Source organism: Streptomyces sp. NPDC049887 (assembly GCF_040656535.1).
Taxonomy (GTDB): domain Bacteria; phylum Actinomycetota; class Actinomycetes; order Streptomycetales; family Streptomycetaceae; genus Streptomyces.
In genome coordinates, this window is record NZ_JBFAMM010000024.1 from 82135 (window position 1) to 100846 (window position 18712).

An 18712-nucleotide genomic window follows, 5' to 3' on the forward strand; every position below is an offset into this window, starting at 1 on the left:
GTGGGTCCGCCTCCCCTCGTCGGGCGTCGGGGTCATCGCGCCGCACCGGACCTCCCCGGCACGGCATCCGGTGTGCCGGCGGCGCGGAGTTCCGTCGTCGCCCGCTCCGGGTCCTCCCTCCCCAGGGTGGCCCGCACCGAGCACGGGGGGCTTGGGCCGGACGGCCCCGAGGCGGTCCCTGTCGGCCCATCCCGGGTGCCACCGGCCCTGACCAGGGGCCGTACCGGTCCCCGGCGCGGTGCCGCGGGCTGTCAGCCGTCCGCGGTGCCTTGCGAAACGGCCGCCCTCCCGGCTTCCAGACGTGCGATCGGCACCCGGAACGGCGAGCAGGAAACGTAGTCCAGTCCCACCTCGTGGAAGAAGTGCACCGATGCCGGGTCGCCTCCGTGCTCGCCGCACACACCGATCTCCAACCCGGGGCGTGCCTCACGGCCCTCGGCGACCGCGATCCGTACCAGTCGGCCCACGCCCTCGCGGTCGACGGTCTCGAACGGCGACGCCGGGAACACACCCTTCCTCAGGTAGGCCGAGAAGAAGGCGGCCTCCACGTCGTCGCGTGAGAAACCCCAGGTCGTCTGGGTGAGATCGTTCGTACCGAACGAGAAGAATTCGGCCTCCCGGGCGATCCGGCCCGCGGTGAGAGCCGCCCTCGGCAGCTCGATCATCGTGCCGACCGGACATGTGACGTCCACACCCGCCTCGTCGGAGACGGCGGCCAGGACTCGTTCGGCCTCCTCCCTGACGAGGCGCAGCTCCTCGACCGTGTCCACCAGCGGAACCATGATCTCGGCGCGTGGAGTCCCGCCTGCCCGAAGCCGTTCCACGACCGCCTCGGCGATCGCACGCACCTGCATGGCCAACAGCCCGGGAACGACCAGGCCCAGCCTGACGCCCCGCAGCCCGAGCATCGGATTCCTCTCGTGCATACGGGAAACGGCCGCGAGCAGCGCCGAATCGTGCTCGTCGGGCGAATCCCCGACCGCGTCCCTCCGGGCGACGCGGACGGCCAGATCCGTGCGGTCGGGAAGGAATTCGTGCAGGGGCGGGTCCAGCAGCCGGATGGTCACCGGCAGTCCGTCCATGGCCTCCAGGATGCCGGTGAAGTCCGCACGCTGCAGGGGCAGGAGTGCGGCGAGGGCGGCATCCCGTTCCGCGTCGCCCTCCGCGAGGATCAGGTCCTCGACGAGCCGGCAGCGGTCCCCCAGGAACATGTGCTCGGTGCGGCAGAGCCCGATTCCCTCGGCCCCGAAGCGGCGCGCCCGGGCCGCGTCCTGGGGGGTGTCCGCGTTCGCCCTGACCTCCAGGCGCCGTACCGCGTCGGCCTGCAGCATGAGCCGGTGCACATGGCGCACGAGGTCCTGCCCGGCGGCGTCGGGGGGCGCACCGCTGTCGAAGTACCGCACGACCTGGGACTCGACCAGGGGGACGGCTCCGAGGCGGACGCTCCCCTCGGAGCCGTCCACGGAGACGACCGAACCCTCGCCGACGGTCAGGCCGTCGACGACGAGGCAGCGTGCACGGACGTCCACGATCATGTCCTCCGCCCCGCAGACGCAGACCTTCCCCATGCCCCGCGCCACCACCGCCGCGTGGCTCGTCTTTCCCCCGCGAGTGGTGAGAACGGCTTCCGCGGCGATCATGCCGGGCAGGTCGTCGGCCGTGGTCTCGTTCCGGACGAGCACCACCTTCTCCCCGGCGTCCGCCCTGCGCACGGCCTCGGCCGAGTCGAAGACGACCGCTCCCACGGCCGCTCCCGGGGAGGCGGGGACGCCCCGGGCGATCACGTCGGCCGTGCCGGCGGCGTCGAAGCGCGGGAACATGAGGCGGTTGAGCTGCTCACCGTCGACGCGGGACAGAGCCTGACGGTGCGTGATCAGACCCTCGTCGGCCATGTCCGAGGCGATGGTGAACGCCGCCCGGGCGGTGCGTTTGCCGGCGCGTGTCTGAAGCATCCAGAGCCTGCCCCGTTCGATCGTGAACTCCACGTCGCACAGGTCGCGGTAGTGGCTCTCCAGGCGGGTCAGGTACTCCTGAAGCCGCCGGAACGACGTCGGGTCCAGAGCGGCCAGCTCCTGGAGGGGCACCGCGTTGCGTACCCCGGAGACGACGTCCTCGCCCTGGGCGCCCGGGAGGTAGTCGCCGTACATCCCCTTGCGGCCCGTGGCCGGGTCCCGGGTGAAGGCCACACCGCTCCCCGAGTCCCGGCCCAGGTTGCCGAAGACCATGGTCTGGACGGTCACCGCGGTACCCAGGTCATCCGGGATGCGCTCGCGGCGCCGGTACAGCCTCGCGCGCTCACCGTCCCAGGAGGCGAACACGGCCAGGACGGCCTGCCTCAGCTGTTCGCCGGGTGACTGGGGGAACACGCGGCCCGACCGCTCGGCGATCAGGTCCTTGAACGTCTCGACGGCCCTGATGAGGTCGCAGACGTCCAGTCGGCTGTCGTCGGGGACGTGGTGCTGTTCCTCGATGCGGGTGAGTGTCTCCTCGAAGAGCGAGTCGTCCACGCCCATCACCGTCCGACCGAACATCTGCACCAGCCGCCGGTAGGAGTCCCAAGCGAATCGTTCCCTCTCGGACGACCTGGCCAGTCCGAGCACCGAGTAGTCGTTGAGCCCGATGTCGAGGACGGTCTCCATCATGCCGGGCATCGAGACCCGGGCTCCGGACCTGACCGAGAGGAGCAGTGGGTCGTCAGCCTGACCGAGTCGCTTTCCGGCGGCCCGCTCCAGGGCGGACACGTGCTCGGCGACCTGCCGCTCCAGCCCTGGCGGAGGCTCGCCGGTGGACAGGAAGACCCGGCAGGCCTCTGTGGTGATGGTGAACCCTCTCGGCACGGGCAGGCCCAGGCGGGTCATCTCCGCGAGATTCGCGCCCTTGTTGCCGAGCAGACCGGCCATGCCACGGCCGCCCTGGGCGAAGTCGTACACGTAGTCGGTCATGGTTGCTTGCTTCCGCGGCGACGAGCCGGCCCCCTCTGCGGGGCGGCGCCTACTCGTCCACTGTCACCGAGCGCGTCCGCAGGGCAGAAGGGGCCATACGTCCCTGCACGGGGACCTTCGGGCCCGCAGGGACCTGTCCCTGGACGCCGAGGCGGGCGGCAACGGCCGTCCGGCCCCGGGAGGCACGTCACGGGCCGGGGAACGCTCTTTCAGGCACGGGCCAGGGGCGAGCGGTCGAGAAGGAGGATGCCCGCCACGGCCACGGCCGCTCCCAGCATCTGCACGGCCAGACCCGAGGGGGACTGCGCGAGCCGTTCGCCGAAGACGGCGATTCCGATCAGTACGGCGCTGATCGGCTCGAGGGTGTCGATGATCGGCAGGCTGATGGCCAGCGAGCCCGACTGGTACGCGCTCTGCGACATGGTCAGGCCCAGGACTCCGATGACGATCAGCGAGTAGGGCTCCCACGCGAGGAACGCGCCCGCGCCCTGGGTCTGGAACCTGTCGGCCGTGCTCTTGGTCAGGCTGTCGAGGAGAGCGAACAGGAGCGCCGCGCACACGGCGAACATCGCGGTCCTCGTACTGCCGCGCCGCCGCAGGCCGGCGGGGGCCAGCAGCACCACGGCGCCGCCGACGGCGGCGAGCACTGGCACCCAGTCGGCGATGTCCGGAACCGTCCCGTGGGCAGGCGGCGGCAGGACCGTCAGGAACACGGCCACACCACCCGCGGTGCACACGATTCCCGCGACCTCCGGACGCGTCAGGGAGATGCCGCGTCGCCAGGCGAGGAACGGCAGGGCGAAGACGAGGTCCGTCGCCGCGAGCGGCTGGACCAGGACCAGCGGGCCGGCGGCCAGGGCAAGGCCGAGCAGTGCGTACGAGGAGACGACGAGTCCCATCCCCGTCAGCCACTTCGGGCGACGGGCCAGCTCGAGCAGCAGCCGGAGCCGGAGGGAGTCCGACGCGGGGGCCTCGCGCGCCGCCTGCTGCTGAAGTACCGATCCGACACCGAAGCTCAGGGCGGACAGCAGAGCGGCCGCCACCGCGACGGCGGTGTTCATGATGCAAGCATTCCGGTGTGGAGATACGAGGAAGGGCCCGACACGCCCGGCATGCCCTTCGGAAGCGGCGGCGGCAAACCGCCGAACGCTCGGCGGAAGGGCTGAACGGCCCGGGCGCCTCGCTCCGCGCAAGGCAAGAATGAGAGTGCGGGGGAGACCCTCCGGACGAGGGAGCCGGCCATGACCGATCGCGAGAGCCCTGCCGCCGGTGCCGAAGCGCGCCGCGCGGTGCCCGGGAGGGCGGGCCGAATCGACGAACCCCTGCGGGAGGACATGCTGCTCCGGTACATCGGCGCGATGGCGGCGGCGTCCGCGCGGCCCGGGGAGCCCCGCGGCCCGGTGGGCGGCGGAGCACCGGCCCCGCCCGGCCACACGGGCCACCGGGCACGGTCGGCGTCCGATGTGGAAGCCGACCCACTGCTGGTCCGGGACGTCATGGAGGTCGCCGCCGCGTCAGTCCCGGGGGACTCCGTCTTCATGGGTGTTGCCCGTGCACTCACCGACGCCGGAGTGGGGTCGCTGCCCGTGACCGACCCGGAGGGCCGGGTGATGGGTGTGGTCTCGGAATCGGACCTGCTGGCCAAGGCGGCGGTCGAGGCGACCGGTCACCGGCCCGGCGTGGCGGGTGCCCTCGCCCGCCGGCGCCTGAACGACAGCGCACGCGCGGAAACCGCGGAGGATCTGATGACCGCTCCCGCCATCACGGTCTTCCCGGAGTCCACCGTCGCCGAGGCGGCGTGGCTGGCAGCGCTCTCCCGGCTGAAGAGGGTGCCTGTCACGGACAGGGACGGGCACCTCGTCGGTGTGGTGCGCAGGAACGCGCTTCTGGCGGCTCTCGTGCGGGACGACGAGGGAATCCGTCAGGAGATCGTGTCCAGGATCCTCGTGGAGGAGTTCCCCGGCGCCGGGACCGCGGTCGAGGTCACCGTCCGCAACGGGACGGTGGACGTGTGGGGCCGGATGGAACGGGCCGAAGCGCGGCGGTTCCTCGCACGGGTCGAAGGTCTTGCCGACGTCGCCGAAGTCGTCGATCACCTGGTGACCTGAGAACCGCCGGTCGGGCCGTGGCGGCGGCCGCGGACGGTTTGTCCTGGGTCGACCGGCCCCGGTGGGAGGGAAGGTCGCCCCTACGAGCGACGGCAGCACGTCGCCATGGTGGAAGCAGCGACGCGACGCCCGCGGGTATCACCTCCTCCCGGGCGATCCACGAGGGAGGCCCGTCATGGTGGACGAACTCTCCGTGCCCAGGCCCCACGGGGTGGCAGGGGAGACCCTGTGGAGGCACCTGGTGTGCGCTGCCGGCAGGGACACGAGGCCGTTGGTCCGCCCTGCGGACCGGGCCCGTAGCCGTCTGGTGGTGGAAAGGGCCTTCGCCGTGCTGGTGGCGCTCGTTCTGGCGGTGGCGGCCACCTGGGCCACGTGGACCGGCGAGCACCGTCGTGTTCTGGGCGAGGAGCGGCAACAGGTGAGTGCGACCACGGTGACCAGGGCGGTGGCGGGCGCCGGTGACACCCGGTCCGGCGTGCCGGACGCCGTGTGGGCGGAGGCGACCTGGAGCGTGCCGGGGAGTGACCCGCACCGCGGTGTCGTCGAGGTGCCGCTCGGTACGGAGGCCGGCAGCGTGATCGGGATCTGGGTCGACGAACAGGGGCGGCCGACCCGGAAACCCCCCACGGACGCGGACATGGCCTTCGCCTCGGCGCTGGCGGGGATCTCGGCGTTCGCCGTGATCGCGAGCGCTGCCGTGGCCGTGACCGATCTCCGGGGCCGGCGACTCGAGCGCCGGACTCTGGACGCGTGGGAGGCCGAGTGGGTGGAGGTCGAACCGCGCTGGTCCGGCCGCCCGGGAGAGTGAGCGAGCGCGACGGAGCCGGCTGCCGACCCCGGCCTGCTTCGCAGCAAGTGGGGCGCGGGCGTGCACGGAGGAGCCATGTCGGCGGGGTGTACGGCGTGCGCCGGCGCCACACGTCGGCTCGCGCGGAGGCAACTGCCCACGGTCGATGGCGAGGAGGGCAGCCAGCCGCGGCCGGGCGCCGGAATCGGCTGCGTCACCGTGCCAGTGCCCAGCTTCCGGACGTGGGCCCGTCGCCGCTGGGCCCTCCTCGCCGCCCATCATTGCACAGTGCAATGGAGAGCTCCAGGTGTGGGACGGCCGGAACTGCGCGTCGTCCCGGACGGTCGACCGGAGCGGCCGTTTCCGGATGCGGCGCCGGCATCCGCAGGGCCGTCGGAGGCGCACAGCCGTACCCGCCGCGCGTGGCCCTTGCGGTCTCGCGCGGCGGGTGGGCGGTTTCCCGGTCCACTGAGGGGCGGACTACTGAGGGGTGACGGACTTCTCCACGTCGGCGAAGGTCGCACTGTCGACCAGGCCGGTGTCCTCCAGGACCTCGAGGTGGTCAAGCACGGTCTGGTTGGCCTGCCGCGCGTGGCGTCGGATGAGGTCGTTCTGGGTGGCGGCCCGGACCTCGCCGATGGTGGCGAAGATCTTTCCGTGCGAGGCGCGCAGCAGGTTCGCGAACAGACGGTCGAACTCGGCTCCCCGGGCGTTCTCCATCTGCTTGACCCAGCCCTGCTGTTCGGCCGTGGCCTCGTCGGGAATCGCGACGCCCAGGATCTTGGCGTCCTCGCGTACCAGCTGGTCGAGCTTGCTGTGGCCGTCCATGAGATGCAGGCCGGCACGCTTGACCGCCTCGCTGGAGGCGTTCGTCTGGGCCAGCCGGCCGGCGGGAATCTCCCACAGACCGGCCTGCCGCACCTTGACCAGGAACGTCTTGTCCACCTCGGTCACCGGCTGGGGCCCGTCCTTCCCGGACGGGACGTCCTCCGCCGCATCGTCCTGCGCGTCCGCTCCGTGGGCTGCGCCGGACGAGTGCCCGTATCCCGCGGTGCCGGACTGTCCGTAGCCGTTCTGTGCCGCGGCGCCCGCGGGGGTCGGCGAGGCCGAGGCCTCCTCATCACCTCCCCGCGTGATGAACAGCACGGTGGCGATGACCGCGCAGACGGCCACGATCACCGCGATGGTCCTGGGGACGGTGGACTCGGCGGCGCGTCGGTTGGAACGCATGATGCCTCCCGGTCGGCATGGAGTACTTGCTCGTTCATGTCGTCCGGAAGCTGTTGTAGGCGGCTGGCACGGCACGCAGACAGCAGTACGGGCCTGACCGCCGCAGCGTTCACCCGAAGGCGGGGGATCCTTTCGAACGGCCCTGCCCAGGCCGCCGTCGACCTGCCCGACCGGCCGTCGGACCCGTGGTCCTCGCCGCGTGCCCGTGGTCGTCACCGCGTGGGAACCAGCGGGTACGGGCGCATTCCGTGCGGGCGGACGGACGGCGGTCGACGGGCGGGTGGACGGGCCCCCGCACGCGCCCCGGCCGACCGCGGTGGCGGTCCCGCTCACAACAGCACCACGGCTCGGTTGAGTTGACGAGAAGACCTGAGCACCACGCCGAGGCGCGACCGCGGGGATCGCGGGAACTCCCGTCCTGCCGGCGGGAGGCGTCGCGTCGATCCGGCGGCCGGCGGGGCGACCGTGGTAGTCGAGTCGCATGGATTCCACCGAAGGCCGAGCGAACGCCTCCCTGCCCCGACGCCTCGGCCGACGGTTCCGCGAGTCCGTCGTGGGCGGGCCGGGTGAGCGGGGCTCCGACCTGGAGCTGATGAACCGCTCCCTCGGATTCGCCGCGATGGGCTTCCTCACCCTGGTGCCGCTGATGATCGTGCTCGCGGCGGCAGACCCGGCTCAGGCAGCCGGTTTCGCGCACTGGCTCAGCAGGGCCCTGAGCGCGTCGACGGCGGCTCAGTCCGAGATCCAGCAGATGTTCGCCCCTCCGCGGCGCGTTCTGCGGGCGACGACGAGCTTCAGCCTGGCCGCTCTCGCGCTCTTCGGCGTCACGTTCGCGGCGGCGGTGCAGACCGGCTACGAGAAGGCCTGGCAGCTGGAACCGGCACGAGGCGGTACCTCGTACGCCGCAGTGCTGGCACGACACGTGCTGTGGCTGTGCCTGGTCGTGGCGTACGTGCTGCTGTTCACCAACACGCCTCTGCGCAAGGAGAACGTCATCACGACGCCGCTGGGGACGGCGGGCGCCGTTCTGGCCACGCTCATGCTCCTGTGGGCCTCGCAGAAAGTCCTGCTCGGCAGCCGGGTCGGGTGGAGAGCCCTGCTGCCGGGCGCCCTCGCAACCACCGTCGGCCTGCTCGGTCTCCGCCTTTTCTCCCGCCTCGTCTTCTCCCCCCTGATCGTGACGAGCGCCGTCGCGTACGGCACCGTGGGAACGATGCTGGTCGTCCAATCCTGGTTCGTCGGCGTCGGCTTCGTCCTCTACGGGGGCGCGCTCACGGGCAGGATCCTCCACGAAGAGGCTCGGCCGAGGCCGCGGCGCCGGCACGGCTGACCGGGGCGGCGGCAACTGCTCGGGCAGCCGTCCGGCCCGGTGCCCCTCGCGCCCGGCCGGGCCGCACGGCACGCTCAGGGGTCCCCGGTCCGTGACCGTCCGGGCTTGCTCGGCGTGCAGCCCCGGGAGACGCAGGGCCCTTCCGGCCTGCATCGTCCGGCTGCGGGCCGCGTCTCCTCGCGCCGTCGGCCCGCACGCTTGGCGGTCGCATTCTGGGTAGGTGCCGTGCATGGACGAGTGGCGGCCCTTGAGGCGCGTCCAGGGCTACCTGCCGATCGCCGATCACGGACTCGTCGGCGACGGCCGTACCTGCGCCCTGGTCGGCCGGGACGGCGCGGTGAGTTTCATGTGCGTCCCGCGCTTCGACTCGGTGCCGCTCTTCGCCTCCCTGCTCGACCACAGAAGAGGGGGAGAACTGCTGCTCGCGCCCGCGCGGGTGAGCGAGAGCCGCCAGCGGTACGTCTCCGGCACCGGTGTGCTCGTCACGGAGATGCGGGGGCCGGAGGGGGCGGTCGAGATCACCGACGCGTTCCCGCTCGCGAGGGATGCGCGTCTGGAGGAGGACGCGAGGGCCGGCCGCGCGGAACTTCTGCGGCATGCGCGCGTGACGCACGGAAGCGTCGAGCTCCGTTTCCGCCTCAGCCCTCGCCGGGGCGACGAGGTCGGTCCGGACGGGCCGACACGGGTCCTCCGAGGTCCGGGCCGGCCCGCCGTGTACGTGCGGCTCTCCCGGCCCGTGTCCGGTACGGACGGCACGATCACCCTCGGGCCGGGGGAAACTCTGACCGTCTCCCTGACCTGGGGCGACGGGGCCCGCCACGGCGCCGGAAGTCTCGACCGGCCCGCCCCGTGCCTGGACGACACCGCGCGGGTCTGGAGGCGGTGGGCGGCTCACGTGGTGCGGGACGTACCCCGCCCCGATCTGGTACTGCGCTCCGCGATCACCCTCAAGCTTCTGGACCATGTGGAGAACGGGGCGCTCATCGCCGCCCCCACGTCCTCCCTTCCGGAGCGCATTCACGGGACGCGGAACTGGGACTACCGGTACGCGTGGATCCGGGACACCGCCTACGCGGTCTTCGCCCTCCGGCGCATCGGACTGCCCATGGAGGCCGAAGGCTTCCTGAACTGGGCACTGACCGCCTCCCGTGAGAGCGGGCGTCCTCTCGTCCTCTACGACCTGGACGGGCATGCCCCGCCCCACGAGGTCGAGGACGCGGCACTGGAGGGCTATCGCGGATCCGCTCCGGTGCGCTGGGGGAACGCCGCGGCGCGTCAGGTGCAGCACGACGTGTACGGCGAGATCCTCGACTGTGCGTTCCAGTGGGCCGCGACGGGAGGCGTGCTCGACCCCGGACTGTGGCGACAGCTCGAACGCCTCGCCGAGGAGGCCCGCACCGCGTGGAACCACCCGGATCACGGCATCTGGGAGGTACGAACGCGCGGTCGGCCGTTCACGTACTCGGCCGCCATGTGCCAGGTGGCGCTCGACCGGGCGGCACGCCTGTCCCGCATGCTGCGTCTGCCCGGCGACGCGGCGGGCTGGAACCGGGATGCCGGGCGGCTCGCGGCCCGGATCCTGGACGAGGCATGGGACGACGAGGCAGGAGCCCTCACCGAGCACCTGGGCGGCGGCGGTCTGGACGCCTCCCTGCTCGCCCTTCCGCTCAGGCGGGTCGTACCGGCCGACCACCCCCGCATGGTCGCCACCACCCGGGCGGTGGCGGACCGCCTCGACGCGGGTGGCGGTCTGCTCCACCGCTACCTGCCCACGGCCTCACCGGACGGCATCGACGAACCCGAGGGAGCCTTCCTGCTGTGCAGCTTCTGGATGGCCGACAACCTGGCCGGCCAGGGGCGCATCGACGAGGCGACGGAACTCTTCGACCGGCTCTGCTCCTACGCCGGCCCCTTGGGGCTCCTGCCCGAGCAGCTCGACCCCTCCGACGGTTCGTTCCTCGGCAACTTCCCGCAGGCGATCAGCCATGTGGGCCTGCTGTCCACGGCCGTCGTGCTCGCCCGTACCCAGCGCGGGGTACGCCCCGACCTGTCCACGCGGACGTGGTCCCCCAAGTGACGTTGCCTCACCGGGGCCGGGGCCGGGGCGTCTGGAGGAGCTTCCGGGCGGTCCCTCCGTGCGCGCGGCCTCGCCTCCCGCGCCACAGCCGGCCGGACCGCCGCGGGGGGCCGGTCCGAGCCCGGGCCCCCGCAGGGACGGGCAACCCGCGGTACGGAGGCGAGTCGACCCCGGGGGGGCAGGGAAGCGGGACTCGGCACGGGACCGGTGAGGCGTCGGTCGGCGACGCCGGGAGCGGGCGGCCGAGCGGGCGAGCCGGTGCCCGACGGACCCGGCGTCCCGTTCCCGGGTCATTCGGGCTGCCGGACGACGACGGCGTAGCCACCGACGCCCATGAGCCGGTCGCCCGGTATCTCGCCCTCCGTGGTGACGAGCGCGCGGAGCCGACCGTCCGTCTCGTCGAAGTCGAGGTCCTCGACGGTTCCCATGCGTTCGCCGGTCTCGACGAGCACGGGCTTGCCGAGGGGATCGTGACTGCTGTGGGCCTCCTCCTCGGAGCCGAGTTCGTTCTCGGGTTTCAGCGCCTCCGCCGACCGGACGGTCAAGGCGTCCTTGCCGAAGGAGTGCACGTTGCTCCAGGCCATGACGTGGCCGTGGCGGCCGCGGGTCTTGAGACGGACGGCCGAGACGTGCGGCGGTGACGGCGCGAGCGTGAGAGCGGTGACCGTCCCGAGTCGCTCAGCGGTCGAGACGGCGACCACCGTACGTCCTTGAGCGGTACTGAGCAGCATCATGTCTCCTGTTCGAGCCGGCGCCGAAGGCCCTCGGCGGCGGCCGGCAGGCCGACGACGTCTCCGGCCGTGAAGTCGGCCGTGCCCGGCGGCACGACCATCCATTCCTCCGACACGGAACTTGGCTTGATCACCGGCAGGAAGACCGTCCGTCCCGTCTGCGCGGCCGAGTCGACTTCGTACCCGATCACTCGGGGGGCCTTGCCGGTCTCGATGATGACGTCGGTGATCGTGCCGAGGACGGTGCCGTCCTCGGTCATCATGCGGGCGCCGACGACGCGGCCGCCGCCCGGGGCGTCGATCTGCTCCCGCGCGGCCTGGTCGTCGTCCTCCAGGGCGTCCCCGTCCCGGACCATCACCGCGTCCGGGCCGAGTGCGTGCACCTTCTTCCACAGCAGTGCGCGTTTGAGCGGACCGGCGAGGAGTCCGCGGCCACTGAGTGTGAAGCAGGTGAGGGTGCCTCGCATCGGGTCGAAGACGACGTCCTTGACCTGGGCTATGTCCTCACCCGCGAGTGTGACCACCGGCTCCTCACGGATCTCCTGTGCGCGCAGGTACGTGCTCATGTCTGCCTGCCTCTCCTTCCACCGCGCGTCCTGGTGCCGCCGGCGATGACGTCGCCGCTGCGGCGACGCGCCTGCACCGCCACCACCGAGACCGCCGCCGCGGCCAGCACGGCGAGCCCGATGACCACCCAGATCCACCAGTCCATGAGGAGCACCTCCTGTCGTGAGGACCCGGCGCGCGGTTCGGTCCGAAGCGCCGCGGTCCGATTCCGTACCGACCGGCCGACGGGGGTTCCTGGCCGGCCCGGCGGGCGTGGCCGCGGTTCGCGCTGCGCAGGCGGCGGTGTGCGGGACGGCCCGCACACTCGCCCGCGCCACGCCGCAGCCGCGGTGACGGCGTCCGAGAGCGGATGGTCCGCGGCGGTACGCAGTCGGTGTCACGGTGGTCGGACGGTCCGCGACGGCCGTCCGGCCCCTCCGATGCCGACAGCGCCACCACCGGTGTCCTCAGGTCACGCGCTCCCGTGCCGGAGCAGGCATGGGCCACACGCTCTGCTCGGCCTGCCGGCACACGGAGCACATCACGGAGCGCGCCGGGACGTCCCCGGTCGTCTTCCCGAGCCCCGCCTCCCTGTGCACTTCCTGGGTGTCGAGGTACACGTGCCGCCCGCACAGGGCCACACCGCACTCGTGGCACACGGCGACAGCCGGCGTCGTGTGCCCTCTGGAGTGGCACTCGTAGCAGTTCATTCCGCTGCCTCGCTTCCTCGCTGCTCCCGTGTGCGTCGTGGCTCGGAGGTCCCGGCCGCGGCCGGTCGTTCGCAGCGGGAGCGCCGGCTCGGCTGCTCGTCGAGCCCGGGCGACCGTCCGGAGCCTCGTCACCGGGGGGCCTACCCGGCGGCTCCGCCGAGCATCTGCGCGTGCGCGACAAGGACGGCCGTCTTGCGCCTGTGCATGTTGCCGCCTTTCGGCAAAATGTCTGTATGTCGATGGATGAGGAGCCCCGCGGCTCCCGTTCCGCGGAGCGAGCCGCCGCCTCGACACCGGAGAGCGCCCGCGGTGACGCTGCGGCAGAGCCTCCGGGGCTGCTTGCCGAGATATGCGGCACCCGACGACTGACCGACGCGAACATTCGGGACCTGCGGGCGCTGGGGGCCGCCGCGGCCGAACGTGGCACTTCGCTGCACGTCGTGCTCGCCGACTTCTTCGCCTGCGCCCGCCGCGCTCGGGCCGGTCTCGCGGGCTCGGGCCGGGAAGGAGATCCCTCCGGGATCCACGACGGAGCGGCCGTGGTCCTCGGTGTGCTCGGCGACTCGGCCGTGGCGCTGAGTGAGGGCTACGAGACCGCGCACCGGGCCGCCATCCGCAGGGAGGAGGCGGGCCGGCGCGAGTTCGTCGACGACCTGCTCGAGGGCCGTACGCCGTTGGGGCAGCTGGCCGAGCGGGCCGAGCGGTTCGGTCTCCGGCTGGCCGGGCCGCACAGAGTGGCCGTCGCCCGTGCGCGGACCGCCTTCGAGGCGGGCGCGGCATCGACACGTTATGTCGAGGACGGGCTGACCACCCGGTTCGGGGTGGAGCACGTTCTGATCACCACCAAGGACGGGCTGCTCGTCTGCGTGGCCTCGGGAGCCGCGGCGCAGGTGCCCGAGTTGTTCGCCGCGCAGGCAGGGGAGTCGGTCACGGAGCCGTGCCGAGTCGCCGTGAGTCGACCGCGGTCGGGACCGAGTGGCATCGTCCGCTCGTACCAGGAGGCGCGCCGAGCCCTGGACACGGCCGGTCAGCTGGGCCTCGTCGCCCCGGTCGTGAACGCTTCGGACCTTCTGGTGTTCCAGGTGCTGGGCCGGGATCGCGCCGCCATCTCCGACCTCGTGATCACCGTTCTCGGGGGTCTCGCACAGGCTCGCGGCGGCCCGGAGACGCTGCTGGAGACCCTCACCGCGTACTTCGCGGCAGGCTGCAGGAACACCACCACGGCGCGACGCATGGGGGTGGGGGTCCGCACCGTCGGCTACCGGATCGCCCGCATCCGGGAGCTGACCGGGCACGACCCGACCGATCCTGATCAGAGGTACGTCCTGCAGACCGCGGTGCTGGGGGCGCGCCTACTGGGCTGGCCGGAGTCACCGCTGCAGTCAGCCGACTGAGCCGCCGTACCGCAGTGCGGGGAGGCCCTGGTCGCCGCGGTCGAGGGTGTCTGCGCCGACGCGACCGTCCGCGGCCGGAGCCCGGCTCCGGACCTCCTCCTGCTCGCTCGGGAGGAGTCGGAGAGATCGTCCGGAGCCGGGCGCGGCGTGCTCTCCGAGAGCGTCCGGCTGGATGCCCCGCCGCGCCTCACGGGCGGGTCTCCGCGCCTCGACAGAGAGCTGCCGCCCGAAAGAATTGCACGATGCAAAGGACGGGTCCACGCGCCGCGCGCGACGGGTGGTGGATTTGCCGCCCGAGGGCGGGGTGGGATCCCCCGGGCCTGTGAGCGGGGCGTGCCGGGCCGGTCGGGCGAGGGCGGGCGGGGGCATGTCCCCGCCCGCCGTCATCGGGCAGTCGGGTCGTCCGCCGGTCTCCGGCCCGTCGCGGCTCGTGGGCCGTGGCAGGCGGGGGCGCACTCCAGCCGGACGAAGGGGATCAGTGCCCCTGCGCGGCGGTACCCGGCCGCCGTCCCGTCCGTGGGAAGTCCCAGATACGCGCACAGCCGGGCGGCCGTACGGGGATGGTCCTCGGCGTAGTTGGCCATCACCTCGGCAGCGTCCTCCGGGGGCAGGAATCGGGCGTTGACCGCGTGGTAGCGCCGGCCGACCTGGATGGTGGCCTGCGGAGTGTGCCGGAGGTTCCGGTACCACTGGGCCGAAGGGCCGTACCCGGACGCCACGGTCCACGAGCGGGGAGCCCGTGTGTGGTCCACGACCTCGAGGACCACGGTGCGCGAGGCGCCGCTCAGCCTTCCCGTGTGGATGAGGAGCAGGAGCCTCCGGCCGAACAGGGGGCCGAGCCCGATCCTGAACAGGTGTACGGGGAGCCGGGCGGCCAGCCGCTTCCAGCCCGTCGGCGGAGCAGGTCGCTGTGGTGGGGGGTTCGAATGATCCACGAGGCACCCTCCGGTTCCGGCTGCCGCCCTTGCAGCTGTCGGTTGTGTAACGAGACTCTCCCAAAATGCTTCGGGAGGGTAAGTTTTGCATAGGCTAAATCAAGCGGTGGTCCGTGGTGGTGCCGGACGCCCGCTCGTAGCCCGATCGCACCGCCTCACACACCGCGGGGTCAGCCATGCCCGAAGTGACACCGCAGCGCTCATCGGTGCTGTCCGTCCTCCCGTACGGCGTGATGGCCGTCGTCACCGTCGTCGATGTGACGGCGGGCCCCTCGGTCGGATTCCTCCCCCTCGTCTCCCTGGGCCCGGCGTTCGCAGGGCTGGCCGGCGGCTGGCGCCGCACCGCCCTCATCGGGGGTCTGGCGATGCTCCTGTGCCTGGGGCTCGGGTTCTACGACGGTATGTTCACCGGTCGCCGGGGCTGGACGGCCCTTGCGTCGGTGGCGGGCGTGACCGTGGCCGGTCTGGTCGCGGCGGTGATGCGGCAACGACGGGAAACCGAACTCGCCAGTGTCCGTTCGATCGCCGAGGTCGCGCAGCGCGTGCTGCTGCGGCCGGTGCCGCGCAGCGCCGGGCATCTGCGAGTGGCGGTCTCCTACACCTCGGCCGTCGCCGAGGCGCGCATCGGCGGCGATCTGTACGAGGTGGTGGCGTCACCCGCCGGCGTGCGCGTGATCGTGGGGGATGTCCAGGGCAAAGGGCTGGAGGCGGTCGAGACGGCGGCGCTGGTCCTGGGTGCCTTCCGGGAAGCCGCCCACGACGAGGCTGACCTGGCCGGCGTCGGCGCCCGGCTGGAGCGGGTGGCGGACAGGGAACTCCAAGGTGAGAAGTTCGTGACGGCCGTGCTGGCGGAGGTCGGGAACGAAGGGACGGTGACCCTGCTGAACTACGGGCACCCCGCGCCGATGATCGTGAGGCCGGACGGACGGGTACGCTTCGCCGAGCCGCCACTGCCCGCTCTGCCGCTCGGCCTCGGGGTGCACGCGGGCCACCGGCCCGAGCCCCACTCGGAGCGCTTCACTCCGGGCGACCAGATCCTGCTGTACACGGACGGCGTCTCGGAGGCGCGCGACGGAGCGGGACGCTTCTATCCCCTGGAGGACCGGGGCGGACTGCTGAAGGACCCCGACTCCGAGTCGGCTCTGCAGGCTCTGCGCGCCGATCTGGTCTCGCACGCCGAAGGGCCGCTCCACGACGACGCCGCCATGTTGCTGATCCGGCACCACGACGCAGATGTGAGCGGCCGGAGGCCTTCGATCAACGGGTGAGCCCCGGCACGAGGGCCGCAGAGGGTAGAAAGGGGCCATGACCGAGAGAGGGCAAGTGCCGCACGTCGACGACGTCGACGCGGTGACGCGTGCGGTACTGACGGCGTCCAGGCTGCTCGTGGCCGTATCGGCCCATTCCCTGGCGGCGGTCGAGGACCGGGTGACGCTGCCCCAGTTCCGTCTGCTGGTGGTGTTGTCCATGCACGGGCCGGCGAAGCTCGTGGTGCTCGCCGAGCGGCTCGGCGTCAACCCCTCGACGGCGATGCGCATGATCGACCGGCTGATCGCCGCCGGTCTCGCGGACCGCCGGACGAACCCGGCCAACCGCCGGGAAACGGTGCTGCGCCTCACGGCGGAAGGCGGCGCACTGGTCGAGGACGTCACGAGCAGGCGCCGCAGGGAGATCGAGAGGATCGTGCTGCGGATGGCCCCGGCGCAGCGAGCCGCGCTGATCGACGCGCTCACCGACTTCAACGAGGCGGGCGGTGAGCCGACCGTACCGTCCGCGGACACCGTGCTGTACCCGCTGGGCTGGGCGGACCACTGACTCGGGTTGGCGGGGGTTGCGAGCGTGACGGCTCCGCCTGGGCGGAACCAGTGGAATCAGCGGAATCAGTGGAATGGGCCGCGCGTCGCGGCGTGCGGCGGCGGGCCGGCTGGCGGTCTGCACGGTTTCTCGTCAGGAGGGCGCGTGAGACTTCGGGCCCAGGTGGTACGAGCGGACCACCGCGACCGTGCTGAGCGCCGCCAGCGCCAGGCCGACGCCCAGCGATTCCGCCAGCGGTCCCTCGCCATGACCTGAAGTGGTGATTCCGCGCGGCGGCACCCGGCCGTGCGGGTCGTGGACGAGCCCGATCCGGTCGCCCGGCAGCGTCGACGCCGTGCAGCCCCGCCAGATCCGACCGGGGACCGGAGTGCCGTCGAGGTGCCGCACCGCGCAGTAGTGCCTCTCCGCGACTCCGCCCGTCCCGGGCGCGACGGAGGTCACGACGACGCTGCTGACCTCGCCGCCCCAGCGCAGCAGCACTTCGTTCGTGGCCTTGGGTGCGGCGACCGCCCAGCACACACCGAGGACGGCGATCGGTCCCACGAAGGCCCTGCCGGCCCGCAGGCACAGAAGGAAGACCGCCAGACCCAGCGCGACCAGCATCCCCGCCTCGCCCGTCTGGAGCACCGTCGAGCCGAGGAGGGTTCCCGCCACCCCCGGCCCGGCGATGACCGCCGACCCCACGAGGCCCACCGCCATGCCCTCCGCCACCAGCCAGCTCGGGGGCCGGCCGTTGTAGTCGGCCGAGCCCCACAGTGCTGCGCTGATCGAGTAGCTGTGCCGTGGCCGTGCCCGCCGTCTCCCGCTCTCCATGGTTGCATTATGCAAAGGACTGTCGGAGTGCGGACACCGGCCCCGGGTGACATCACTCCCCGCCGGCCGGCGGCGGAACCACGACGACCGGGCATCGGGCGGTGTGCAGCACCTCTCCGCTCACCGAGCCGAGCATCAGTCTCCGCAGGCCGGTGCGGCCGTGGGTGCCCACGACCAGCAATGTCGCGTCGCGCGAGCAGTCCACCAGAAGGTGCGCCGGCCGAGTCCGCTCGACGTGCGTGCGGATGTCCAGGTCGCGGTGGCGGGACCGGTACGGGCCGAGCCTCTCTTCCAGCAGGTCCTTCGCCGCGCTCGGTCGTGTCTCATGGCCGACGAGAAGGGGACCGGTGGGGCCGGTGCCGAGGAGGTCGGGCCGAGTGGATCCGTGAACGACGTCGAGCGGGGCGTCACGGGCGGCTGCCGCACGCAGGGCGAACTCCATCACGTGCGGCTGCACGTCGTCGACGTCGACGCCGACCACCACCCGTTCGGCTTCGGGTTCGGTTCTCCTGCGGGGCCTGACCACCAGTACCGGGCAGTGTGCGTGGGTGGCCACCTGCAGACTCACGGATCCCAGTGGCAGTCGCGGGAATCCCCCCGTACCGCGGTGACCCACGACGATCATCGATGCCTCGGCCGACCGGTCGACGAGCGCCGGCGCCGGGGAGCCGGAGGCGACATCCGGCTCGACCGCGAGATCCGGGAACCTCCGGTGGACCGCTTCGGTGAGTGGGGCGATGACGCGCTCCGCTCGATCGGTATGCGTTCCGCCATCCTCGCCGGCTTCGGTCGACCGGGCCGGCAACGGCGGTTCGACGGCGTGCACGATGCGAAGCCCCGTGCCGGCGCGGACCGCCTCCTCAGCCGCACGGAGCACCACCTGCTCCTGCCCCTGTGCCTCGACCGCACCGACCACCACCGGTCCGGCCGCCTGGCGATCGTCCACCGTCGACTCCTCTCCCGGCCGTTCTAGGTGAGCGAACGGATCTCCGTGATCAGCGCCTGACGCGTGCCCCGTCCGGCTCGCTTCCATCACACGGGAGCGGGCGTGCACCGGCAACCGGTGCCGGGACGTCGTGGCACGGCCCGTGCCTCGTCGGGGAGCCGGACGGCGGGCGGTGGCACCGTGTCGTGTGCCGACCCTGCGGCGGGGGCCGCCCGCCATGTCGAGGTGACGCTCCGCCGCCCGGCGGACGACACGTCTCCCGAGCTCCGCAGGCTGCTGGATCATTACTTTGCACTATGCAATCCTTCCCGGGTGGCGGCGCTCCTCCGAGGAGCGGTGAGATCGCCG

Annotated in this window: 17 protein-coding genes; 7 read left to right on the forward strand and 10 right to left on the reverse strand. The window is 72.4% G+C overall.

Annotated elements, in window-relative coordinates; genetic code table 11:
• Positions 1-251 precede the first annotated feature (251 nt).
• Both ppdK and AB0J10_RS25890 read right to left on the reverse strand, forming a co-directional pair.
• On the reverse strand, positions 252-2942 hold the full coding sequence (gene ppdK, locus AB0J10_RS25885; RefSeq protein ID WP_363064853.1) for a pyruvate, phosphate dikinase: 2691 nt from the start codon (positions 2940-2942) through the stop codon (positions 252-254).
• A gap of 209 nt (positions 2943-3151) precedes the next feature.
• Complete coding sequence (locus AB0J10_RS25890) at positions 3152-4003, reverse strand: DMT family transporter (protein WP_363064854.1); 852 nt, start codon at positions 4001-4003, stop codon at positions 3152-3154.
• 180 nt (positions 4004-4183) lie between these two features.
• On the opposite strand from AB0J10_RS25890, the gene AB0J10_RS25895 reads away from it, so the two are divergent.
• Both AB0J10_RS25895 and AB0J10_RS25900 read left to right on the forward strand, forming a co-directional pair.
• Positions 4184-5050: a CBS domain-containing protein gene (locus tag AB0J10_RS25895; protein ID WP_363064855.1), complete on the forward strand. Its 867-nt coding sequence runs from the start codon at positions 4184-4186 to the stop codon at positions 5048-5050.
• 175 nt (positions 5051-5225) lie between these two features.
• Complete coding sequence (locus tag AB0J10_RS25900; RefSeq protein ID WP_363064856.1) at positions 5226-5858, forward strand: hypothetical protein; 633 nt, start codon at positions 5226-5228, stop codon at positions 5856-5858.
• A gap of 459 nt (positions 5859-6317) precedes the next feature.
• On the opposite strand, the gene AB0J10_RS25905 is transcribed toward AB0J10_RS25900, so the two are convergent.
• Positions 6318-7067, reverse strand: coding sequence for a DUF4142 domain-containing protein (locus AB0J10_RS25905; RefSeq protein WP_363064857.1), 750 nt, complete (start codon positions 7065-7067; stop codon positions 6318-6320).
• Between the two features lie 481 nt (positions 7068-7548).
• On the opposite strand from AB0J10_RS25905, the gene AB0J10_RS25910 reads away from it, so the two are divergent.
• Positions 7549-8397: a ribonuclease BN gene (locus AB0J10_RS25910; RefSeq protein WP_363064858.1), complete on the forward strand. Its 849-nt coding sequence runs from the start codon at positions 7549-7551 to the stop codon at positions 8395-8397.
• 229 nt (positions 8398-8626) lie between these two features.
• Positions 8627-10474, forward strand: coding sequence for a glycoside hydrolase family 15 protein (locus tag AB0J10_RS25915; RefSeq protein WP_363064859.1), 1848 nt, complete (start codon positions 8627-8629; stop codon positions 10472-10474).
• Positions 10475-10764: 290 nt separating this feature from the next.
• On the opposite strand, the gene AB0J10_RS25920 is transcribed toward AB0J10_RS25915, so the two are convergent.
• The 4 genes from AB0J10_RS25920 to AB0J10_RS25935 form a co-directional block, all read right to left on the reverse strand.
• Positions 10765-11208 (reverse strand): PRC-barrel domain-containing protein, encoded by a 444-nt coding sequence (locus AB0J10_RS25920; protein ID WP_363064860.1) that lies wholly within the window; start codon positions 11206-11208, stop codon positions 10765-10767.
• Positions 11205-11771 carry a PRC-barrel domain-containing protein gene (locus AB0J10_RS25925; protein ID WP_363064861.1) on the reverse strand — a complete coding sequence of 189 codons (567 nt, stop codon included), beginning with the start codon at positions 11769-11771 and terminating at the stop codon, positions 11205-11207. Before AB0J10_RS25925 ends, AB0J10_RS25920 begins: the two co-directional genes overlap by 4 nt.
• Positions 11768-11917 carry a hypothetical protein gene (locus AB0J10_RS25930; protein ID WP_363064862.1) on the reverse strand — a complete coding sequence of 50 codons (150 nt, stop codon included), beginning with the start codon at positions 11915-11917 and terminating at the stop codon, positions 11768-11770. Before AB0J10_RS25930 ends, AB0J10_RS25925 begins: the two co-directional genes overlap by 4 nt.
• A 301-nt stretch (positions 11918-12218) precedes the next feature.
• Complete coding sequence (locus AB0J10_RS25935) at positions 12219-12461, reverse strand: DUF2180 family protein (RefSeq protein WP_363064863.1); 243 nt, start codon at positions 12459-12461, stop codon at positions 12219-12221.
• A 233-nt stretch (positions 12462-12694) separates the two neighbouring features.
• Here AB0J10_RS25935 and AB0J10_RS25940 point away from each other — a divergent pair, with 233 nt between their 5' ends.
• Complete coding sequence (locus AB0J10_RS25940) at positions 12695-13855, forward strand: helix-turn-helix domain-containing protein (RefSeq protein ID WP_363064864.1); 1161 nt, start codon at positions 12695-12697, stop codon at positions 13853-13855.
• Between the two features lie 383 nt (positions 13856-14238).
• Here the strand turns inward: AB0J10_RS25940 and AB0J10_RS25945 are convergent, their stop codons facing one another.
• On the reverse strand, positions 14239-14790 hold the full coding sequence (locus AB0J10_RS25945; RefSeq protein ID WP_363064865.1) for a nitroreductase family deazaflavin-dependent oxidoreductase: 552 nt from the start codon (positions 14788-14790) through the stop codon (positions 14239-14241).
• A gap of 176 nt (positions 14791-14966) precedes the next feature.
• Here AB0J10_RS25945 and AB0J10_RS25950 point away from each other — a divergent pair, with 176 nt between their 5' ends.
• Positions 14967-16058: a PP2C family protein-serine/threonine phosphatase gene (locus tag AB0J10_RS25950; RefSeq protein ID WP_363064866.1), complete on the forward strand. Its 1092-nt coding sequence runs from the start codon at positions 14967-14969 to the stop codon at positions 16056-16058.
• A 37-nt stretch (positions 16059-16095) separates the two neighbouring features.
• Positions 16096-16605, forward strand: coding sequence for a MarR family transcriptional regulator (locus tag AB0J10_RS25955; protein WP_363064867.1), 510 nt, complete (start codon positions 16096-16098; stop codon positions 16603-16605).
• A 132-nt stretch (positions 16606-16737) separates the two neighbouring features.
• Here AB0J10_RS25955 and AB0J10_RS25960 read toward each other — a convergent pair whose 3' ends face one another.
• Together AB0J10_RS25960 and AB0J10_RS25965 are read right to left on the reverse strand one after the other, a co-directional pair.
• Positions 16738-17418 (reverse strand): hypothetical protein, encoded by a 681-nt coding sequence (locus AB0J10_RS25960; RefSeq protein WP_363064868.1) that lies wholly within the window; start codon positions 17416-17418, stop codon positions 16738-16740.
• Between the two features lie 52 nt (positions 17419-17470).
• Positions 17471-18364: a universal stress protein gene (locus AB0J10_RS25965; protein WP_363064869.1), complete on the reverse strand. Its 894-nt coding sequence runs from the start codon at positions 18362-18364 to the stop codon at positions 17471-17473.
• Positions 18365-18712: the final 348 nt, after the last annotated feature.

What these genes read in the sequence shown, in the direction of transcription:
- AB0J10_RS25935 (WP_363064863.1), bottom strand. Translation starts at nt 12,461, where the DNA reads ATGAACTGCTACGAGTGCCACTCCAGAGGGCACACGACGCCGGCTGTC.
- AB0J10_RS25950 (WP_363064866.1), top strand. Translation starts at nt 14,967, where the DNA reads ATGCCCGAAGTGACACCGCAGCGCTCATCGGTGCTGTCCGTCCTCCCG.
- ppdK (WP_363064853.1), bottom strand. Translation starts at nt 2,942, where the DNA reads ATGACCGACTACGTGTACGACTTCGCCCAGGGCGGCCGTGGCATGGCC.
- AB0J10_RS25900 (WP_363064856.1), top strand. Translation starts at nt 5,226, where the DNA reads ATGGTGGACGAACTCTCCGTGCCCAGGCCCCACGGGGTGGCAGGGGAG.
- AB0J10_RS25955 (WP_363064867.1), top strand. Translation starts at nt 16,096, where the DNA reads ATGACCGAGAGAGGGCAAGTGCCGCACGTCGACGACGTCGACGCGGTG.
- AB0J10_RS25930 (WP_363064862.1), bottom strand. Translation starts at nt 11,917, where the DNA reads ATGGACTGGTGGATCTGGGTGGTCATCGGGCTCGCCGTGCTGGCCGCG.
- AB0J10_RS25910 (WP_363064858.1), top strand. Translation starts at nt 7,549, where the DNA reads ATGGATTCCACCGAAGGCCGAGCGAACGCCTCCCTGCCCCGACGCCTC.
- AB0J10_RS25915 (WP_363064859.1), top strand. Translation starts at nt 8,627, where the DNA reads ATGGACGAGTGGCGGCCCTTGAGGCGCGTCCAGGGCTACCTGCCGATC.
- AB0J10_RS25890 (WP_363064854.1), bottom strand. Translation starts at nt 4,003, where the DNA reads ATGAACACCGCCGTCGCGGTGGCGGCCGCTCTGCTGTCCGCCCTGAGC.
- AB0J10_RS25905 (WP_363064857.1), bottom strand. Translation starts at nt 7,067, where the DNA reads ATGCGTTCCAACCGACGCGCCGCCGAGTCCACCGTCCCCAGGACCATC.
- AB0J10_RS25960 (WP_363064868.1), bottom strand. Translation starts at nt 17,418, where the DNA reads ATGGAGAGCGGGAGACGGCGGGCACGGCCACGGCACAGCTACTCGATC.
- AB0J10_RS25895 (WP_363064855.1), top strand. Translation starts at nt 4,184, where the DNA reads ATGACCGATCGCGAGAGCCCTGCCGCCGGTGCCGAAGCGCGCCGCGCG.
- AB0J10_RS25920 (WP_363064860.1), bottom strand. Translation starts at nt 11,208, where the DNA reads ATGATGCTGCTCAGTACCGCTCAAGGACGTACGGTGGTCGCCGTCTCG.
- AB0J10_RS25925 (WP_363064861.1), bottom strand. Translation starts at nt 11,771, where the DNA reads ATGAGCACGTACCTGCGCGCACAGGAGATCCGTGAGGAGCCGGTGGTC.
- AB0J10_RS25940 (WP_363064864.1), top strand. Translation starts at nt 12,695, where the DNA reads ATGTCGATGGATGAGGAGCCCCGCGGCTCCCGTTCCGCGGAGCGAGCC.